Source organism: Xanthobacter sp. DMC12, from assembly GCF_056314105.1.
This window is the reverse complement of record NZ_JBQUYZ010000003.1, coordinates 133,439-151,673: the sequence shown is the minus strand read 5'-3', so window position 1 is coordinate 151,673 and position 18,235 is coordinate 133,439. Positions and strand designations below refer to the sequence as shown.

The 18,235-nt window shown below is 71.8% G+C and carries 15 protein-coding genes and 1 riboswitch; of the genes, 14 read left to right on the top strand and 1 reads right to left on the bottom strand.

The genetic code is table 11. The features are described from left to right. The first annotated feature begins 172 nt into the window (after positions 1 to 172). From ACT535_RS13825 to ACT535_RS13775, 11 genes are all read left to right on the top strand, one after another. The gene (locus ACT535_RS13825; protein WP_210254527.1) at positions 173 to 1,078 is read left to right on the top strand and encodes a glycine--tRNA ligase subunit alpha; all 906 of its coding nucleotides are present in this window, start codon (positions 173 to 175) and stop codon (positions 1,076 to 1,078) included. A gap of 82 nt (positions 1,079 to 1,160) precedes the next feature. Further along, entirely contained in the window at positions 1,161 to 2,483 is a 1,323-nt protein-coding gene (locus ACT535_RS13820) for an MFS transporter (protein ID WP_476364824.1), read from the top strand. Between the two features lie 33 nt (positions 2,484 to 2,516). Beyond that, the gene (locus ACT535_RS13815; RefSeq protein ID WP_168458929.1) at positions 2,517 to 3,824 is read left to right on the top strand and encodes an MFS transporter; all 1,308 of its coding nucleotides are present in this window, start codon (positions 2,517 to 2,519) and stop codon (positions 3,822 to 3,824) included. 107 nt (positions 3,825 to 3,931) lie between these two features. Further along, positions 3,932 to 6,130, top strand: coding sequence for a glycine--tRNA ligase subunit beta (gene glyS, locus ACT535_RS13810; RefSeq protein ID WP_476364823.1), 2,199 nt, complete (start codon positions 3,932 to 3,934; stop codon positions 6,128 to 6,130). 416 nt (positions 6,131 to 6,546) lie between these two features. Next, positions 6,547 to 6,747, top strand: a riboswitch (cobalamin riboswitch). Between the two features lie 59 nt (positions 6,748 to 6,806). After that, positions 6,807 to 7,298: a DUF1636 family protein gene (locus ACT535_RS13805; RefSeq protein WP_476364822.1), complete on the top strand. Its 492-nt coding sequence runs from the start codon at positions 6,807 to 6,809 to the stop codon at positions 7,296 to 7,298. Next, the gene (cobW, locus tag ACT535_RS13800) at positions 7,295 to 8,329 is read left to right on the top strand and encodes a cobalamin biosynthesis protein CobW (protein ID WP_476364821.1); all 1,035 of its coding nucleotides are present in this window, start codon (positions 7,295 to 7,297) and stop codon (positions 8,327 to 8,329) included. Before ACT535_RS13805 ends, cobW begins: the two co-directional genes overlap by 4 nt. 3 nt (positions 8,330 to 8,332) lie before the next feature. Then, on the top strand, positions 8,333 to 11,671 hold the full coding sequence (cobN, locus tag ACT535_RS13795; RefSeq protein ID WP_476364820.1) for a cobaltochelatase subunit CobN: 3,339 nt from the start codon (positions 8,333 to 8,335) through the stop codon (positions 11,669 to 11,671). Next, positions 11,668 to 12,969 carry a precorrin-3B synthase gene (gene cobG, locus ACT535_RS13790; protein ID WP_476364819.1) on the top strand — a complete coding sequence of 434 codons (1,302 nt, stop codon included), beginning with the start codon at positions 11,668 to 11,670 and terminating at the stop codon, positions 12,967 to 12,969. Before cobN ends, cobG begins: the two co-directional genes overlap by 4 nt. After that, a complete protein-coding gene (locus ACT535_RS13785; RefSeq protein ID WP_476364818.1) occupies positions 12,966 to 13,601 on the top strand; it encodes a precorrin-8X methylmutase in 636 nt (211 codons plus the stop codon). Before cobG ends, ACT535_RS13785 begins: the two co-directional genes overlap by 4 nt. Beyond that, positions 13,598 to 14,323: a precorrin-2 C(20)-methyltransferase gene (locus ACT535_RS13780; RefSeq protein WP_476364817.1), complete on the top strand. Its 726-nt coding sequence runs from the start codon at positions 13,598 to 13,600 to the stop codon at positions 14,321 to 14,323. Before ACT535_RS13785 ends, ACT535_RS13780 begins: the two co-directional genes overlap by 4 nt. Further along, positions 14,320 to 15,078 (top strand): precorrin-3B C(17)-methyltransferase, encoded by a 759-nt coding sequence (locus ACT535_RS13775; protein ID WP_476364816.1) that lies wholly within the window; start codon positions 14,320 to 14,322, stop codon positions 15,076 to 15,078. The genes ACT535_RS13780 and ACT535_RS13775 overlap by 4 nt, the downstream gene beginning before the upstream one ends. Here the strand turns inward: ACT535_RS13775 and ACT535_RS13770 are convergent. Then, positions 15,048 to 15,821 (bottom strand): cobalt-precorrin-6A reductase, encoded by a 774-nt coding sequence (locus ACT535_RS13770; RefSeq protein WP_476364815.1) that lies wholly within the window; start codon positions 15,819 to 15,821, stop codon positions 15,048 to 15,050. The two genes, ACT535_RS13775 and ACT535_RS13770, sit on opposite strands and share 31 nt — an antisense overlap. Here ACT535_RS13770 and cbiE point away from each other — a divergent pair. From cbiE to cobM, 3 genes are read left to right on the top strand one after another with little or no spacing between them, the layout of a single operon-like run. Then, the gene (cbiE, locus tag ACT535_RS13765) at positions 15,820 to 17,094 is read left to right on the top strand and encodes a precorrin-6y C5,15-methyltransferase (decarboxylating) subunit CbiE (RefSeq protein WP_476364814.1); all 1,275 of its coding nucleotides are present in this window, start codon (positions 15,820 to 15,822) and stop codon (positions 17,092 to 17,094) included. The two genes, ACT535_RS13770 and cbiE, sit on opposite strands and share 2 nt — an antisense overlap. Then, the gene (locus ACT535_RS13760; RefSeq protein ID WP_168458919.1) at positions 17,091 to 17,477 is read left to right on the top strand and encodes a cobalamin biosynthesis protein; all 387 of its coding nucleotides are present in this window, start codon (positions 17,091 to 17,093) and stop codon (positions 17,475 to 17,477) included. Before cbiE ends, ACT535_RS13760 begins: the two co-directional genes overlap by 4 nt. Then, positions 17,474 to 18,235, top strand: a complete 762-nt coding sequence (gene cobM / locus ACT535_RS13755) for a precorrin-4 C(11)-methyltransferase (protein ID WP_476364813.1) — start codon at positions 17,474 to 17,476, stop codon at positions 18,233 to 18,235. Before ACT535_RS13760 ends, cobM begins: the two co-directional genes overlap by 4 nt.

Genomic DNA, 18,235 nt, shown 5'->3' with positions numbered 1-18,235 from the left:
CGATTTTGAGCCGGCGAAAGCGAACTTGCCGCGGCCACGTTGCATTCGCGCCGCCCTCTGCCTAGTGTCCGCGCGCCTGAGGCCCCCTCGTCCCGCGCCGCCGGGGAGGGCACGCCGGGGTCACGTTGCTGCGAGCTTTCTTGAAATGATCGACCCGAGCCTTCCCGCCCACATGCGCCCCGACCGTTCGTTCCAGGCGCTGCTCCTGACCCTTCAGCGATTCTGGGCGGACCAGGGCTGCGTCGTGCTCCAGCCCTACGACATGGAAGTGGGCGCCGGCACCTTTCACCCGGCGACGACGCTCCGCGCGCTCGGCCCGAAGCACTGGAAGGCCGCCTATGTGCAGCCCTCCCGCCGCCCCAAGGACGGCCGCTATGGCGAGAACCCCAACCGGCTCCAGCATTATTACCAGTTCCAGGTCATCCTGAAGCCTTCGCCGGAGAACCTGCAGGAGCTGTACCTGCAATCGCTGGCGGCCATCGGCGTGGACCTGAAGCTGCACGACGTGCGCTTCGTGGAGGACGACTGGGAGAGCCCGACGCTCGGCGCCTGGGGCCTCGGCTGGGAATGCTGGTGCGACGGCATGGAGGTGTCGCAGTTCACCTACTTCCAGCAGGTCGCGGGCTTCGAGTGCTCGCCGGTCTCCGGCGAGCTGACCTACGGCCTGGAACGCCTCGCCATGTATGTGCAGGGCGTGGAGAACGTCTACGACCTGAATTTCAACGGCCGCGAAGGCGCCGAGAAGACCACCTACGGCGACGTCTTCCTCCAGGCGGAGCAGGAATATTCGCGGCACAATTTCGAGGCCGCCGACACCGCCATGCTGTTCGAGCAGTTCCGCATGGCCGAGGCGGCCTGCCACAAGTATCTGGCGTTCGGCGACAAGGGCGAGACCCACGAGATGGCCCTGCCGGCCTACGACCAGTGCATCAAGGCCTCCCACGTCTTCAACCTGCTCGACGCGCGCGGCGTGATCTCCGTGACCGAGCGGCAAAGCTACATCCTGCGCGTGCGCGAACTGGCCAAGGCCTGCGGCGCGGCCTGGCTGAAGACGGCCGGCGGCGGCGCTGCTGCCTGAGGGGCTGAGCGGTAAGGGATTGCCCCGACCGCCGCGCGGGTGATAGCTCAAGCGGAGCCGCAACTGCCCGTCCGGACACGCCATGACCGCCACCGATGCCGGGAGACGCGACCTGCCCGGCCTCACGCCGCCCGAGGAGGCGGGGCCAGCGGGGGCGTCGCCGCGCCTGCTTGCGGCGGGGGGCATCGGCAATCTGCTGGAATGGTACGACTTCGCCTCCTACGGCTTCCTCGCCCCCATCTTCGCCCGCACCTTCTTTCCCGCCGAGGATGCGCTGGTGGGGCTCATCTCCGCCTTCGGCCTGTTCGGCGCGGCCTTCCTGATGCGCCCGCTGGGAGCGATCCTGTTCGGCCATGTGGGCGACCGGTTCGGCCCCCGCATCGCCCTCATCGCCTCGGTGTCGGTGATGAGCTGCGCCACGGTGGGCATCGGCCTGTTGCCCACCTACGCCACAGCCGGCTTTCTCGCCCCTTTGCTGCTCCTTATCCTGCGGCTGCTGCAGGGGCTCTCCATCGGCGGGGAATACACCACCTCCTCCATCTATCTCGCCGAGCACGCCGTGCCCCGCCATCGCGGCCTCACGGCGGCCTTCTCCACGGCGGGCGGGCAGACGGGGACGCTGCTGGGCTCCGGCGTGTGCGCAGTGCTGAGTGCGGTTCTCTCGGCTGAGGCGATGCTGGCGTTCGGCTGGCGGGTGCCGTTCCTGCTGGGAGCGGTGCTCGGCATCATCGCGCTGCTGCTGCGCCGGCCCCGGCCCGGCGACCGGGGCGGCAGCAAGGCCAAGGGGCTGCCGCTGAAGCGGGCCTTCCGCGAGGCCGGCGGCGCCATCCTCGCCGCCATGCTGGTGACGCTTTTCGTCGGCGCCGACACCTATCTCCTGTTCGTCTACCTGCCGACCTATATGGAGCAGGAGGCCGGCCTCGCCCCCGCGACCGCCCTTGCCTTCACCACCCTCGCGCTGATCGTGTCGGTCACCTGCTGCCTGCTGTTCGGCGCCCTGTCGGATCGTATCGGCCGGCGGCGGATCGTGGCGACGGGGCTGTCCGGCTTCGTCCTTCTGTCCTGGCCGCTCTTCCTGCTGCTGCGCGGCGGCAGCCCGATGGAAGTGCTGGCCGCTCAGATCGTTTTCTCGGTGCTGGCCGCCGCGGTGACGAGCCCGCTGCCGGCGCTGCTGGTGGAATTGTTCGAGACGCCGGTGCGCTGCAGCGCCATGGGCTTTGCCTGGAATCTCGGCATCGGCGTCTCAGGCGGCTTCGCGCCCATGCTCGCCACCTATTTCGTGAAGGGCCTCGGCCTCACCATGGCCCCGGCGGTCCACCTGATGCTGCTGGCGGCCGTCGCGCTGGTGGGCGTCGCGGCGCTGACCGAACGGCGCGGCCGGGTGCTGGACGCGCCTTCCGAATAGACCTAACGCTTGAGCTGAGCGGGGGCGGAATCCATGAGCAGCATAGCGCATACGCAGGCGGACGACTTCTCCGGAGGCATGGCGCCGCAGGGCGCGCCCGTTCTCTCCCGGCGGCTGATGGCGGCCGGCATGCTCGGCAATGTGCTGGAATGGTACGACTTTGCCGTCTATGGCTTCCTCGCCAGCATCTTCGCCCGCAACTTCTTCCCCGAGACCAGCCCCACGGCGGCCATGCTGTCGGTGTTCGGCGTGTTCGCTGCCTCCTTCCTCATGCGGCCGCTCGGCTCGGTGCTGTTCGGCCACATCGGTGACCGGATGGGCCGGCGCGCGGCGCTCATGTCGTCCGCCGCGCTCATGAGCATCTCCACCTTCTGCGTCGGGCTTCTGCCCACCTATGAGACGGCCGGGGTGCTCTCCGCCGTGCTCCTTCTGGTGCTGCGCCTCGCGCAGGGGCTCTCGGTGGGCGGGGAATACATGACCTCCGCCGTCTTCCTGGCCGAGAACGCGCAGGTGCGCTGGCGCGGGGCGGTGACCTCGCTGGTCATCGTCGGCTGCAACGGCGGGATGCTGCTGGGTTCGGCGGTGGGGGCGCTGGTCTCCGGCCTCATGTCGGCGGACGATCTCGCCGCCTGGGGCTGGCGCATCCCCTTCCTGCTCGGATGCCTGCTCGGCGGCTTCGCGCTGATCCTGCGCCGGACGGTGGCGCGGGACGTAAAGCCGGTGCATCGGCCCACCCTGCCGGTGGTGGAAGCCTTCCGCGAGAATGGCGGCAGCATCCTGCGGGCGACGCTCATCAACATCGTGCTGGGCATCGCCTATTACCTCTCCTTCGTCTATCTCGCCACATGGCTCCAGCAGCAGGAGCATTTCACGCCCCATGTGGCGCTGGAGCTGAACGCCGTGAGCATGGCGGTGGTGATGGCCGGCTGCCTCGGCTTTGCCGCGCTCTCCGACCGCATCGGCCGAAAGCCGCTGATCGTCGGCGGATTTCTGTGCCTTGCCGTCTTCACCTGGCCGCTGTTCCTGCTGCTGCAGTCCGGCTCGACGGGGCTGGCGCTTTTGGGACAGCTCGGCTTCGCTGTGATCGTCTCCATCTATGGCGGGCCCATCGCGGTGGCGCTGGTGGAGATGTTTCCCCGCCACACCCGCTGCACGGCGGTGGGGCTGAGCTGGAATCTCGGCCTCGGCCTCGGCGGCGGCACGGCCCCCATGGTGGCGGTGCTGCTGGTGAGTCTCACCGGCGATGCCATGGCCCCGGCCTTCTACATGATCGGCGGCGGCATCGTGGCCTTCCTCGCCGCGCTGGGGCTCAAGGAGATGCGCGGCCGGTCCCTCGACTGAGCCCGCCCCCTCGACGCGGCGGCCGAAACGAACTAGCACAGGCCCCGAAATTCACCCGCCGCGCGCAAGCGCCAGCCTCCCCGCATGGGGAGGACGAGCCCGAACCGATGCCTGATCTTCTGCTCGAACTCTTCTCCGAGGAAATCCCCGCCCGCATGCAGGCCCAGGCGGCCGACGCGCTGAAGAAGCTCGTCACCGACGCTCTGGTGGAGCGCGGCCTGCTCTATGAGGGCGCAAAAGCCTTCGTGACGCCGCGCCGCCTCGCGCTGGCCGTCCACGGCCTGCCCGGCCGTCAGGCGGACCAGAAGGAAGAGAAGAAGGGGCCGCGCGTGGGCGCGCCCGAGCAGGCGGTGGCCGGCTTCCTGAAGGCGGCGGGCCTCGCCTCCCTCGATCAGGCGACCATCCAGTCCGACCCCAAGAAGGGCGATTTCTACGTGGCCGTGGTGGAAAAGCCCGGCCGCGCCACCACCGAGGTAGTGGCCGAGATCGTGCCGGACATCATCCGCAAGTTCCCCTGGCCGAAGTCCATGCGCTGGGGAACCGGCACGCTGCGCTGGGTGCGCCCGCTCCATTCCATCGTCGCCACCTTCGGGGCGGAGGGGGACGAGCCGGAGGTGGTGCATTTCTCCGTGGACGGCATCGAGGCCTCCAACGTCACCCGCGGCCACCGCTTCCTGGCGCCCGAGCCCTTCACCGTGAAACGGCTGGACGACTGGATGGCGAAGCTGGAGGCCGCCAAGGTTGTGGCCGACCGCGACCGCCGCAAGGAAATCATCCTCAACGACGCCAAGGACCTCGCGCTCGCCGCCGGCCTCGAGCTGGTGGAGGACGAGGGGCTGCTCGACGAGGTGTGCGGGCTCGTGGAATGGCCCGTGGTGCTGATGGGATCGTTCGAGGAGCGCTTTCTCGACATTCCGGACGAGGTGATCCGCGCCACCATCCGCGCCAACCAGAAGTGCTTCGTGCTGAAGGACCCCAGGACCGGGCGCCTCGCCAACCGCTTCATCCTCATCTCGAACCTCGTCGCCTCGGACGGCGGCGCAGCCATCGTCGCCGGCAACGAGCGCGTCATCCGCGCCCGCCTCTCGGACGCGAAATTCTTCTGGGACACGGACCGGCTGAACGGCCTCGCCAGCCGCATGCCCAAGTTCCAGTCCATCACCTTCCACGAGAAGCTGGGCTCCCAGGCCGAGCGCATCGAGCGCATCGTCCGCCTCGCCAAGGAGCTCGCCCCCAAGGTCGGCGCGCCGGTGGCGCTGGCCGAGGAGGCCGCGCTGGTGGCGAAGGCGGATTTGCTCACCGAAGTGGTGGGCGAGTTCCCCGAGCTTCAGGGCCTCATGGGCCGCTATTATGCGCAGGGCGAGAACCTGCCCCCGGAAGTCGCCGCCGCCTGTGAGGAGCATTACAAGCCGCAGGGGCCCAACGACCGCGTGCCGACCGCGCCGGTCTCGGTGGCCGTGGCGCTGGCCGACAAGATCGACACGCTGGTGGGCTTCTGGGGAATTCGTGAACTGCCTTCCGGTTCGAAAGACCCTTATGCGCTGCGTCGTGCCGCTCTAGGCATCGTCCGGATCATAGTTGAAAATGGACTTTATTTGAAACTGAGATCCGAGTTTGCTAACCAAGCGCGTGAAAGGTTGTATCTGCATCGGGTTACTGACGGTCATGTCCAGCTTAAATTCGGGACGTATGTTCGACCGGAAATGTATGGGAATCTGACCGAGCAGCAAATCCAGGAATTTGTGGAGGAGATGAAGCGTGTTCACTCAAGCGATATTTCGAGTGAGCTCTTTTCTTTTGTTGTTGAACGCTTAAAAGTCTACCTCCGCGACCGTGGCGCCCGTCACGATCTCGTCGATGCCGTCTTCGCCCTCGAAGGGCAGGACGACCTCCTCCTCGTCGTCCGTCGCGTGGAGGCGCTAGCGGCCTTCCTCGCCACCGAGGACGGCAGGAACCTCCTCGCCGGCTATCGCCGCGCCGTGAACATCCTGCGCATCGAGGAGAAGAAGGACGGCCGCGCCTTCGCCGGCCCCACCGTCGCCGCGCTGCTCAAGGAGCCGGCCGAGGAGCACCTCGCCGCCGCCATCGACGATGTGAAGGCCCGCGTCTCCAAGGCCGTCGCTGCCGAGGATTTCGAGGCTGCCATGACCGCGCTGTCGGACCTGCGCCAGCCGGTGGATGCCTTCTTCGACGCCGTGACGGTGAACGACGCCGATCCCGCGCTGCGCGAGAACCGCCTGAAGCTGCTCGACGAAATCCGCGCCGCCACCCGCGGCATCGCCGATTTCGACCGTATCGAGGGGTAGGGCAGGGGGCTGTTGTTTCCCCCAGCACAAGCGCGTCCCCTCTCCCCTTGCGGGAGAGGGTTAGGGTGAGGGGTAAATATCGCCGCCTGCCAGTCGGTCGTCTTCCCTCGCGAAGCCGCCGCTGACCCCTCACCCCCGCCCTCTCCCGCAAGGGGAGAGGACGTTCGGCCGGTTCTCGCGCAGACACCTCCCTCGTATCCCGGCCGACTGCAACGCCGCGTAGCGGCGTGGAAGGAGAGCCGGGACCCAGCGCAACGAGTTCCGCGCAGCGGGCAAACCCCGAGAAAGCCGGATATTGAAGCGCCGGCGGCGGGCCCTTGCGTTGGGGCCGGGGTCTGCGCTCCGGCTGCGCCGTCGCTGGTCCGGGGCACGAGAGCGTTCCGCGCCCCTCATTTGACAATCCCGCCCACCCTGCCTTTAGTGGCGGCGTCGAAGGTCCCGTGGTCCCACACGGGCGTAAAAGGGAATGCGGTGCGGGGGTGAAGAGCCTCCAATGCCGCGGCTGCCCCCGCAACTGTCGGCGGTGAGCCCCTGCCAGACGCCACTGGAGCAATCCGGGAAGGCGGCAGGGGCGGTGATCCGCGAGCCAGGAGACCTGCCTTCGACGAGGTCCGCGCCGGGCGGGGTGCTCCGGTATTGCGTCCCTTCGAGCCCGTACGCGCGGGCGCTCGCACCCGTGGACGTTTCGGTGGAGCGCGGCGCGATTCCCGACAGCACAGCACCCGAGCCGGGCGGCGAAAGCCCGGACATCGGCTGCGCGGCCCAAGCTACGCCAGAAGCCGCCCGCGAAACCGCTCCCGCCGTCACCCTCCTCATCTGCACCACCTGCCGCGCCGCAGGCAGCGAGGCCCCACCTGACGCCGAGCGCGACGGCGCGCGCCTTCTTGCCTCCGCCTGCGCCACGTCCGTCCCCGAAGGTGTTGCAGTTGAGGGCGTTTCTTGCCTCGCCAATTGCAAGCGCGCGCTCTCTGCCGCCATGGTCCGCCGCGACGGCTGGACCTATGTGTTCGGCGACCTCGCCCCCGACAGCGCCGCCGACCTCATCGCCGGCGCCGCGCTTCTCGCCGGCTCGGAAGACGGCCTGATGCCCTGGCGCGGCCGGCCGGACGTGCTCAAGCGCGGCATGGTCGCGCGCATTCCCCCGCTCACCCGCAAGGAGACCCGATGACCTCGCTCGCCCGCGTGCCCTGCACCATCGTCACCGGCTTCCTCGGCGCCGGGAAGACGACGCTGATCCGCCATGTGCTGGAGAATGCCGGCGGCAAGCGCCTCGCGGTCATCGTCAACGAGTTCGGCGACGTGGGCATCGACGGCGAGATCCTGAAGGGCTGCGGCATCGAGAGCTGCGACGAGACCAGCATCGTGGAACTCGCCAACGGCTGCCTGTGCTGCACCGTGGCGGATGATTTCGTGCCGGCACTGGACCAGATCCTCGCCCGCGCGCCGAAGGTGGACCACATCCTCATCGAGACCTCCGGCCTCGCGCTCCCGAAGCCCCTCGTGCAGGCCTTCCAGTGGCCGGCCATCAAGGGCCGGGTGACGGTGGACGGCGTGATCGCGGTGGTTGATGGCCCGGCGCTGGCGGAAGGCCGTGTCGCGCCCGATCTCGCCGCGCTCGATGCGCAGCGGGCCGGGGACGAAAGTCTCGACCATGACGACCCGGTGGAAGAGGTGTTCGAGGACCAGATCGCCTGCGCCGATCTCGTCGTCCTCTCCAAGTCCGATCTGCTCGATGCGGCCGGCTTCGCCACGGCGGAGCAGGCGGTGGCCGGCGCTTTGCCGCGCGCGGTGAAGCTGGTGCGCGCCGCCGGCGGCAAGGTGGACCCGGCGGTGCTGCTCGGCCTCGGCGTCGGCGCGGAAGACGTCATCGACGCCCGCCGCACCCATCATGACGACGAGGAAGACCACGACCACGACGAGTTCGAGAGCATCGTCCTCGCTCTGCCCGAAATCGCCGATCCCGCCGCGCTGGCGGCCCGCGTGGTGAAGGCGGCCGAGACGCCGGACGTGCTGCGCGTGAAGGGCTTCGCCGCCGTCGCGGGCAAGCCGCTGCGCCTGCTGGTGCAGGGGGTCGGCCCGCGCGTGTCGCACCATTTCGATCGCGCGTGGGGCGCGGACGAGGCGCGGCACGGGGCGCTGGTGGTCATCGGCCTCAAGGGCTTCGACCGCGTGGCGGTGGAGCAGGCCATCCTCGGCTAGCCCATGCATATCCTCGCCACCACATCGACGAGCCTGGAGGCGTTGGCCGAGCCGGTCGACCTCGCCCAGCCGCCCGGCGACATGGTGGCCCTCTCCTTCACCGACAGCGACCTCATTGCCCTCTCCGCCGCGTGGCGCGCGCGTGGTGGTGCGGCTCCCAGCCTGCGCCTCGCGCGGCTGAAGGATCTGCGTCACCCCATGTCGGTGGATCTGTGGGTGGAGAAGGTCGCGGCCAAAGCGAAAGTGGTGCTGGTGCGCCAGCTCGGCGGGCTGGACTGGTGGCGCTATGGCGCCGAGCAGCTCGCCGCCACGGCCCGCGCCCGCGGCATCGCCCTTGCGCTGCTGCCGGGCGAGGATCAGGACGATCCCCGCCTCGCCGCCCTCTCCACGCTGCCGGAAGCGACGCTCGCGCGCTGGCTCGGCTATTTCCGCGCCGGGGGGCCGGACAACATGACGGCCCTGCTCGCCGCCATGGGCGACGCGGCGGGCTTTCCCGCGCCCTGTCCCATCCCCGCTCCCCGCCCCGTGCCTTCCACCGCCTTCCACCGCCCCGGCGCCGGCCTCGCCACGCTGGAGGAGGTGCGCGCGGCGGGGCAGGGACGGTCGAACGCGCTCATCCTTTTCTACCGCTCGCAATGGCTCGCCGCCGACACCGCCGCCGTGGATGCGCTGGCGGAAGCGCTGGAGTCGCGGGGCATCGCGGCCCATTGCCTCTTCGTCCCCAGCCTGAAGGCGCCGGAGGCCCGCGCCGCCGTGCAAGCGGCGACGGCGGCGCTCGATCCCGCCATCCTCCTCACCACCACCGCCTTCGCGGCGGGGGATGCGGCTGAACTCTTCCCGGAGGGCGGACCACCCGTGCTTCAAGCAGCGCCCGCCACCACGGCGCGGGAGGCGTGGGCGGGCAGCCCGCGCGGCTTCTCGGCGGCGGACCTCGCCATGCATGTGGTGCTGCCGGAGCTGGACGGGCGCGTGCTGGCCGGCGCGCTCTCCTTCAAGGATTTCGCCCCGCCCGATGCCGACCTCGCCTTCACCGCCGCGCTCAACCGGCCGGAGCCGGAGGCGGTGGCCCATGTGGCCGACCGCGCGGCGGCACTGGTGCGCCTCGCCGCGACGCCCCCCGCGGAGCGGCGGCTCGCGCTGATCCTGCCGGATTATCCCGGCGCGGAAGGCCGCTCCGGCTATGCGGTGGGCCTCGACGTGCCCGAGAGCGCGCGGCGCATGCTCGGAACGCTCGCGGCAGCCGGCTACGGCACCGGACGCGTGCCAGATGATGCAAAGGCGCTTCTCGCCTCCTTCCGCCCCGAGCCGGCGCTGACGCTGGACACCTACCGCCGCCTCTTCGCCGCTTTGCCAGAAGCCGCGCAGGCCGCCGTCACCGCCGCCTGGGGCGCACCGGAGGACGATGCGGATTTAAGCGACGGCGCCTTCCGCTTCCGCCTCGCCCGGTCCGGAAACATCACGCTGGCTTTTGCGCCCGATCGCGGCGCCAGCCTCGACCGGCGGGCGGATTATCACGACGCCAGCCTGCCGCCGCGCCATGGGCTGCTCGCCTTCGGCCTGTGGCTGCGAAACGGGCTCGATGCCCATGCGGTGGTCCATCTCGGCGCCCACGGGACGCTGGAATGGCTGCCGGGCAAGGCGGTGGCGCTCACACCGGCCTGTTTCCCGCAGGCCGTGATGGGGGCGCTGCCGGTGGTCTATCCCTTCATCGTCTCCAATCCCGGCGAGGCGGCGCAGGCGAAGCGGCGGCTCGCCGCCGTCACCATCGGCCATCTGCCGCCGCCCCTCGCGAGCGCGGGCCTGAGCGAGGCCGAGCAGCGGCTGGAGCGGCTGGTGGATGAATATGCGCAGGCGGACGGGCTCGACCGCCGCCGCCGCGAACGTCTCGCCGGCCTTATCGTCGAGACCGCTAGCGAAACCGGCCTCGCCGCCACCGCCGGGGTCTCCGCCGCGACCGACCCCGACGAGGCCCTGCGCCGCATCGATGCCTGGCTGTGCGACCTGAAGGACCTCGCGGTGAAGGACGGCCTGCACATCTTCGGCGCCGCGCCGGACGACGAGTCCGACCCGCTGCGCGCCGCCTCGGCGGACGCCGAAACCCGCGCGCTGCTCACCGCCCTCGACGGTCGCTTCGTGCCGGCCGGGCCAGCCGGTGCTCCGGCGCGGGGGCGGCGGGACGTGCTGCCCACCGGGCGCAATCTGTTCACCGCCGATCCGCGCACGCTGCCCACCCCCACCGCCTGCGACCTCGCCCGCAAGGCGGCGGACGAGGCGCTGCGACTCATCCTGCAGGAACAGGGCGACTGGCCCCGTGCGCTGGTGCTGGACCTGTGGGGCAGCGCCAGCCTGCGCACGGGCGGCGAGGAGATCGCGCAGGGCCTCGCCTTCCTCGGCTGCCGGCCGATGTGGGAGGCGGCCACCGGCCGTGTGACGGGGGTGGAGGTGCTGCCTCCCGCCGTGCTCGGCCGCCCGCGCATCGACGTCACCTTCCGCATCTCCGGCCTGTTCCGCGACATCTTCCCCGCCCAGATCGCGCTGCTCGATGCCGCCGTGCGCGCGGTGGCGGCGCGCGACGAGGAGGGGAGCGAAAACCCGCTCGCCGAGGCTCGTCGCAAGGGCGAGGACCTCTCCCGCCTGTTCGGCTCGGCCCCCGGCGCCTATGGCGCGGGCATCGAAGCGCAATTGCAGCGCGGCGCGTTCGAGACGCGGGAGGAGCTGGGCGCCGCCTATCTCGCCGCCGCCTCCCACGCTTATGGCGGCGCGGACGGGATGGCGCGCCCGGCGCCCGGCCTCTTCGCCGCGCGGCTCGCCGAAGCGGATGCGCTGGTGCATGGCGCCGACGATGCGGCCCGCGATCTGCTCGATGGCAGCGAGGATGCCGCTTTCATGGGCGGCTTCGCGGCGGCTGGCGCGGCGCTGGGGCGATCCGCCCATCTCGTGGTGCTCGACACCACCGACCCCGACCGTCCCCGCGCCCGGCCGCTGAAGGAGGCGCTAGCGCGGCTTGTCCACGGCCGCGTCTCGGCCCGCTTCATCGCCGGCCAGATGCGCCACGGCCCGCGCGGCGCATCGGAACTGGCGGAGACGGTGGACCGCCTCGTCGCCTTCGCCGAAACCACGGAGCAGGTGCCCTCCGCACTGCTCGACCGTCTCCACGCGGCCTATCTGGGCGATCCGGCGGTGCGCGCCTTCCTCCTCGCGCAGAACCCCGATGCCGCCCGCGCCATCGCCCGCCGCTTCGCCGATGCCCGGCGGCGCGGCCTGTGGCATGCGCGGCGCAACGATCTCGATAGCGATCTCGACGCGCTCCGCGCCGAAGCGGGCCGGGAGGCCGCGGAATGACGCCGATCCCCCCCACCCGTCGCGGTGCCTGCCCGGCCTTCCTCGCCCCCATGGAGACCGGGGACGGGCTCATCCTGCGCCTCGTCCCCGCCGATGGCCGGCTCTCCGCGGCGCAACTGCGTGGTCTCGCGGACGCCGCCCGCCGCTTCGGCAACGGGATGATGGAGGTGACGGCGCGCGGCAGCCTCCAGGTGCGCGGGCTGACGGCCGGGTCGGTCGGCCCCCTGCAGGTGGCGGTGGTCGCCCTCGGCATCACCCCGCGCATCGGGCTGGCGGTGGATGTCTCGCCGCTGGGCGGGCTCGACCCGTCAGAGATTGCGGACGGACATAAGCTCGCCGCGGAGATCATCGCCGGGGCGCAGCCGCTGGCGGGGCAATTGGGGCCGAAGGTGTCGGTGGTGGTGGAGGGCGGCGGTGCCGTCAGCCTCGCCGGGCAGAAGGCCGATGTGCGGCTTGTCGCGACGGCGCCGGGGCACTGGGCGCTGACCATCGGCAATGGGCCCGCGCGCACGCTGCCCGAAGCGGAGGCCGCGACCGAGGCACTGGCTGCACTTTCCACCATCGCCGATCTCGGCCGCGCCGCCCGCGCCACCGATCTGCCCGGCTGCGGCGGCCGGGCGCGCCTCGCCGAAGCCAAGGCGCCGCTGGGGCGCATTCCGCTCGCCGACGGCACGCTGGCCTTCGGCTTCGGCCTGCCGTTCGGGGCCGGCGATGCCGCGCAGTTCGAGGCCATCGCCGTTGCGGTGGACGCGGCCGGCGCGCGCGATCTTCGGCCCGCGCCGGAGCGCACGCTCATCGCCACCGGGCTTTCGGACGGCGCCGCCGACACCTTCGCGGCGCGGATCGCCGCCCTCGGCTGCATCACCGCTCCGGGCGATCCGCGCGCGCGCATTGCCGCCTGCGCCGGGGCGCCGGCCTGCGCCTCGGCCCACATCCCGGCCCGCGCGCTGGCGCCGGTTCTGGCGGAGGCGTTCGCGCCGCTGCTGGACGGCACGGTGTCGCTCCACCTCTCCGCCTGCACCAAGGGCTGCGCCCATCCCGCGCCGGCGAGCCTCGCCTTCGTGGGCATGGACGCGGGCGTCGCGCTGGTGCATGACGGCCCGGCCTCCGGCGCGGCGCGCCCGGTGCGGCCGGCGGCGGATTTTCCCGCCGCCGTCGGCTCCCTCGCCGCGACGCTGGCGGCCCGGCGCGCGCCGGGCGAAACCACCCGCGCGCTCCTCGCCCGCCTCGATCCGGCGGGCCTGTGGGCGGGCGCGGCAACGAACAGAACAGACGACGTGACGAGCCGCGCAGAATGACCCTTCCCCTCGATTACGTGCGCGACGGCACGGCCATCTACGAGCGCTCCTTCGCCATCATCCGCGCGGAAGCCGACCTCTCCCGCTTCTCGGCCGAGGAGGAGGACGTGGCGGTGCGCATGATCCACGCCTGCGGCCTCGTGGAGGCAGCGCGGGACTTCGTGTTCGGCCCCGGCGCGGTCGCCGCCGCGCGCGCCGCGCTTCAGGCCGGCGCGCCGATCCTGTGTGATGCGCAGATGGTGGCTCACGGCATCACCCGCGCGCGGCTGCCCGCCGGCAATGAGGTGATCTGCACCTTGCGCGATCCGGCGGTGCCGGCGCTGGCGGAAAAGCTCGGCACCACCCGCTCCGCCGCCGCGCTGGAATTGTGGGGTGACCAATTGGCCGGATCGGTCGTCGCCATCGGCAATGCGCCGACCGCACTCTTTCACCTGCTGGAGATGCTGGATCGCGGCGCGCCCAAGCCGGCGGCCATCCTCGGCATGCCGGTGGGCTTCGTGGGGGCGGCGGAATCCAAGGATGCGCTGGCGGATGATCCGCGCGGCGTGCCGTTTGCCATCGTGCGCGGGCGCCTCGGCGGCAGCGCCATCACCTCCGCCGCTGTGAACGCGCTTGCGAGGGCCGGGCTGTGAAGGGGCATCTCATCGGCGTGGGCGTCGGCCCGGGCGATCCCGATCTCCTCACCCTCAAGGCGGTGAAGGCGCTGCAGAGCGCGGACGTGGTGGGCTATTTCGCCAAGGCCGGCAATGTCAGCCACGCCCGCACGGTGGCCTCGGCGCACTTTCCGGCCGGCGCGGTGGAGCTGCCGCTGCTCTATCCCGTCACCACGGAAATCCACCGGCATGATGACGCCTATCGCACGGCCATCGGCGCCTTCTACGACGCCTCCGCCTCCGCCGTTGCCGAGCATCTCATGGCCGGGCGCACGGTGGCGGTGCTGAGCGAGGGCGACCCGCTCTTCTACGGCTCCTACATGCACATCCATGTGCGTCTCGCCGGGCGGTTCCAGACGCAGGTGATCCCCGGCGTCACCGGCATGTCCGGCTGCTGGTCCGAGGCCGGCGCACCCATTGCGCAGGGCGACGACGTGCTGATGGTGCTGCCCGGCACGCTTGACGAGGCCGAACTCGCCCGCCGCCTCGCGGAGGCGGATGCGGCGGTCATCATGAAGGTGGGGCGCAACCTGCCGAAGATCCGCCGCGCGCTCGCCGCCGCGGGTCGGCTCGACCGGGCCGTCTATGTGGAGCGCGGCACCATGGCCGACTGCGCGCTCGTTCCCCTCGCCGAGCGTGCGGAGGGGCCGGCGCCCTATTTCGCCATCGTGCTGGTGCCCGGCTGGGAGCGCGCGGCGTGAGCGGGCGGCTCACCGTGGTCGGCCTCGGCCCCGGCGCGGCGCGGCAGATGACGCCGGAGGCGGCCGAGGCGGTGGCGGCGGCGGATATCCTGTTCGGATACATGCCCTATCTCGCCCGTCTGCCGGAACGGCCGGGGCAGGAGCGGCGCGCCTCCGACAATCGCGAGGAGATCGGCCGTGCGTCCGCTGCCCTTGAGGCGGCCGTGGCCGGGGCGAAGGTGGCGATGGTCTCGGGCGGCGATCCCGGCGTGTTCGCCATGGCGGCGGCGGTGTGCGAGGCCATCGAGCATGGCCCGGACGAGTGGCGGGCGCTGGACGTCGAGATCGTGCCCGGCGTCACCGCCATGCTGGCGGTGGCGGCCCGCTGCGGTGCGCCGCTGGGACACGATTTCTGCGCCATTTCCCTCTCGGACAATCTGAAGCCCTGGCCGCTGGTGGAAAAGCGCCTCGCGCTCGCCGCCGAGGCGGGCTTCGTGATCGCCCTCTACAATCCCATCAGCAAGGCGCGCCCCTGGCAGCTCGGCCGCGCGTTCGAGCTGCTGCGGGAAAAGCTGCCGGGGAGCGTGCCGGTGGTGTTCGGCCGGGCGGCGGGGCGGGCGGACGAGCGCATCGCGCTCGCGACGCTGGCGGAGGCCGATCCCGCGCGGGCGGACATGGCCACCTGCGTGCTCATCGGCACCGCCGAGACCCGCATCGTGCCGCGCGAGGGGATGTCGCCCCTGGTCTATGCGCCGCGCTCGGCGCCTGCGCCGTGAGTGAGGATGCCGTCGAGCCACGCCTCGGCCTCGGCCGGGCGCTCCACGGCGGGCACGTCCGGCACCGGCGGACGGGCGATGAGGATCACCTCGATGCCCAGCGCCCGCGCCGCCGCCATCTTGCCATAGGTGGCGCTGCCGCCACTGTTCTTGGCGACGATGGCGTCGATGCCATGGGCCTTGAGCAGCGCGTGATCCTCCGCTTCGCCGAACGGCCCGCGCCCGAGCACATAGTCCGCCTGCGGCACGGCGAGCGGCGGCGTGACGGGATCGACGCTGCGCACCAGAAAGGCGTGCTGCGGCGCCGATTCGAAGGCGCGCACCTCGTTGCGGCCGAGCGCGAGGAAGACCCGGTGGGGGGCCTCCCCCAGCGCCGCCACGGCGGCCGGAACATCCGCCACCTCGCGCCAGCGGTCGCCCGCCTGCGCCTGCCACGGCGCGCGGCGCAGCGCGAGGAGAGGCACGCCGGCCGAAGCGCAGGCGAGCGCCGCGTTGAAGGACATGCGCGCGGCATAGGGATGCGTCGCGTCGATGACGGCGGCGATGGCCTCCGCCTTGAGATAGTCTTCCAGCCCGGACGGCCCGCCGAAGCCGCCGACGCGCACCGGCACCGGCTGCGGCGCCGGGTTTTCGGTGCGGCCGGCGAGCGAGAGCGTGACGCGGATGTCCGTGCGGGGCGCGAGCCGGGTCGCGAGCGCGCGGGCATCGCCGGTGCCGCCGAGGAGAAGGATGTGGGGTTTCATGGCTGAGGCAGGGGTTTCCATCGCCGCCGACACTGCCCCGGCCGGGCGCTGGCTGTCCATCGTCGGCATCGGCGAGGATGGGGCGCAGGGCCTTTCCCCCGCCGCCTGCGCCGCCATCTCCGCCGCCGCCATTGTGTTCGGTGGGGCGCGCCACCTGGCCCTCGCCGGCGATCTTGTGACAGGCGAGGCGCGGGCGTGGCCGAGCCCCTTCAGCCTCGACGGCGTGCTGGCCGTGCGTGGGCAGCGGGTGTGCGTGCTCGCCTCGGGCGACCCGTTCCTCTACGGCGTCGGCGCGAGCCTTGCCCGCCATGTGCCGGCGCAGGAGATGGCGGCCTTTCCCGCCCCCTCCGCCTTCGCGCTCGCCGCCGCGCGGCTCGGCTGGGCGCAGCAGGAGGTGGACCTCCTCTCCCTCCACGGCCGTCCGCTGGCGCGGCTGCGGCCCTTCCTGCAGGACGGCGCAAAGCTGCTGCTGCTGACCTCGGACGGGGAGGGGCCGGCGCAGGTGGCCGCCTTCGCCACGGCCCATGGCTGCGGCGCCTCCCGTCTCACGGTTCTGGAAGCCTTGGGCGGGCCGGCGGAGCGCATCCGCAGCGCCACGGCCGAAGCGTTCGACCTGAACGACGTGGCCGCCCTCAACGTGGTGGCGCTGGAGGTCAAGGCCGCGCCCGACGCGCCCGTCCTACCCCTCGCGGCCGGCCTCGCGGACGATCTGTTCGAGCATGACGGGCAGATCACCAAGCGCGAGGTGCGCGCGCTCACCCTTTCCTCCCTCGCCCCGCGGCGGGGGGAATTGCTGTGGGACGTCGGAGCGGGGGCGGGCTCCATCGCCATCGAATGGCTGCTGGCGCATCCCTCCCTCTCGGCCATCGCCATCGAGGGGAATGGGGAACGCGCCGCCCGCATCGGCCGCAATGCGTCGCGCCTCGGCGTGCCGCATCTCAAGATCGTCGAGGGTGCGGCACCGGGCGCCCTTGCGGGATTGCCCACGCCGGATGTGATCTTCATCGGTGGCGGCGCCAGCGAGCCGGGCGTGTTCGACACGGCTCTCAAGGCGCTGAAGCCGGGCGGGCGGATGGTGGCCAATGCGGTGACTTTGGAGACCGAGGCGCTGCTGATCGCCGCCCACGCCCGCCTCGGCGGCACGCTGACCCGCGTTTCGCTGGCGCGGTCGGTGGCGGTGAAGGGCATGACGGGCTGGCGGCCGGCCATGCCGGTGACGCAATGGTGCTGGGTGAAGCCCGGTGAGACGCCGGACGCGGGAGAGGGCGCATGATCGTGGCCGGCATCGGCTCGAAGCGGGGGGTGTCGGTGGAGGAGGTGATCGCCGCCTTCGACGCCGCCCTCGCGCGCGCCGAGCTTGGGCGGGACGACGTGTCCCTCGTCGCCACCCCGGCGATCAAGGGCGGGGAGGCCGGCATCAGCGAGGCGGCGGCGCTGCTCGGCCTGCCTCTGGTGCTGGTGCCGCAGAGCCAGCTGGAAGCCGCCTCCAGTCGGGCGAAGACCCATTCCGAGCGGGTGGTGGCGCTGCTGCGCGTGCCCTCCGCTGCCGAAACGGCCGCGCTGGCGGCGGCGGGGGCGAACGGCCGGCTCATCGGCCCGCGCCTCGCCCTCGGCCCCGTCACCTGCGCGCTGGCGCGGCGGGAGGGCGTGGTGTGACCGTCCATTTCATCGGCGCCGGCCCCGGCGCGGCGGACCTCATCACCATGCGCGGGCGCGATCTCATCGCCCGCTGCCCGGTGTGCCTCTATGCCGGCTCCATCGTGCCGGCGGAAATGCTCGGCTGGTGCCCGCCGGGCGCGCGGATCGTCGATACCGCGCCGCTCGACCTCGACCGGATCGAAGCGGAATATGTTCGCGCCTTCGAGGCCGGCGAGGATGTCGCGCGGCTGCATTCGGGCGACCTCTCCGTCTACAGCGCGGTGGCCGAGCAGGTGCGGCGGCTGGAGCGGCGGGGCATTCCCTATACGCTCACGCCCGGCGTGCCGGCCTTCGCGGCGGCGGCCTCCGTGCTCGGGCGGGAACTGACGGTGCCGGAGGTGGCGCAGAGCCTCGTCATCACCCGCGTCTCCGGCCGCGCCTCGGCCATGCCGGAGGCGGAGAAGCTGGCGACGTTCGCGGCCACGGGGGCGACGCTCGCCATCCATCTCGCCATCCATGCGCTGGATCAGGTGGTGGCGGAGCTGGTGCCGGCGCTCGGCGCCGACTGCCCGGCGGCAGTGGTGGCGCGGGCGACGTGGCCCAACGAGCGGGTGGTGAGGGGCACGCTCGGCGATATCGCCGAAAAGCTCGCCGCCGATCCCATCCCGCGCACGGCGTTGATTCTCGTGGGGCGGGCGCTCGCGGCTGAGGATTTCCGCGAGAGCGCGCTCTACGACCCGGCCTATGTCCGCCGCTTTCGCGGGGGCGGTGAATGA

Bases quoted from the DNA above. Each gene is read 5' to 3' on its own strand.
- ACT535_RS13770 (WP_476364815.1), bottom strand. From the start codon at position 15,821: ATGAAACCCCACATCCTTCTCCTCGGCGGCACCGGCGATGCCCGCGCG.
- ACT535_RS13815 (WP_168458929.1), top strand. From the start codon at position 2,517: ATGAGCAGCATAGCGCATACGCAGGCGGACGACTTCTCCGGAGGCATG.
- ACT535_RS13820 (WP_476364824.1), top strand. From the start codon at position 1,161: ATGACCGCCACCGATGCCGGGAGACGCGACCTGCCCGGCCTCACGCCG.
- cobN (WP_476364820.1), top strand. From the start codon at position 8,333: ATGCATATCCTCGCCACCACATCGACGAGCCTGGAGGCGTTGGCCGAG.
- ACT535_RS13825 (WP_210254527.1), top strand. From the start codon at position 173: ATGCGCCCCGACCGTTCGTTCCAGGCGCTGCTCCTGACCCTTCAGCGA.
- glyS (WP_476364823.1), top strand. From the start codon at position 3,932: ATGCCTGATCTTCTGCTCGAACTCTTCTCCGAGGAAATCCCCGCCCGC.
- ACT535_RS13785 (WP_476364818.1), top strand. From the start codon at position 12,966: ATGACCCTTCCCCTCGATTACGTGCGCGACGGCACGGCCATCTACGAG.
- ACT535_RS13760 (WP_168458919.1), top strand. From the start codon at position 17,091: ATGATCGTGGCCGGCATCGGCTCGAAGCGGGGGGTGTCGGTGGAGGAG.
- cbiE (WP_476364814.1), top strand. From the start codon at position 15,820: ATGGCTGAGGCAGGGGTTTCCATCGCCGCCGACACTGCCCCGGCCGGG.
- cobW (WP_476364821.1), top strand. From the start codon at position 7,295: ATGACCTCGCTCGCCCGCGTGCCCTGCACCATCGTCACCGGCTTCCTC.
- cobG (WP_476364819.1), top strand. From the start codon at position 11,668: ATGACGCCGATCCCCCCCACCCGTCGCGGTGCCTGCCCGGCCTTCCTC.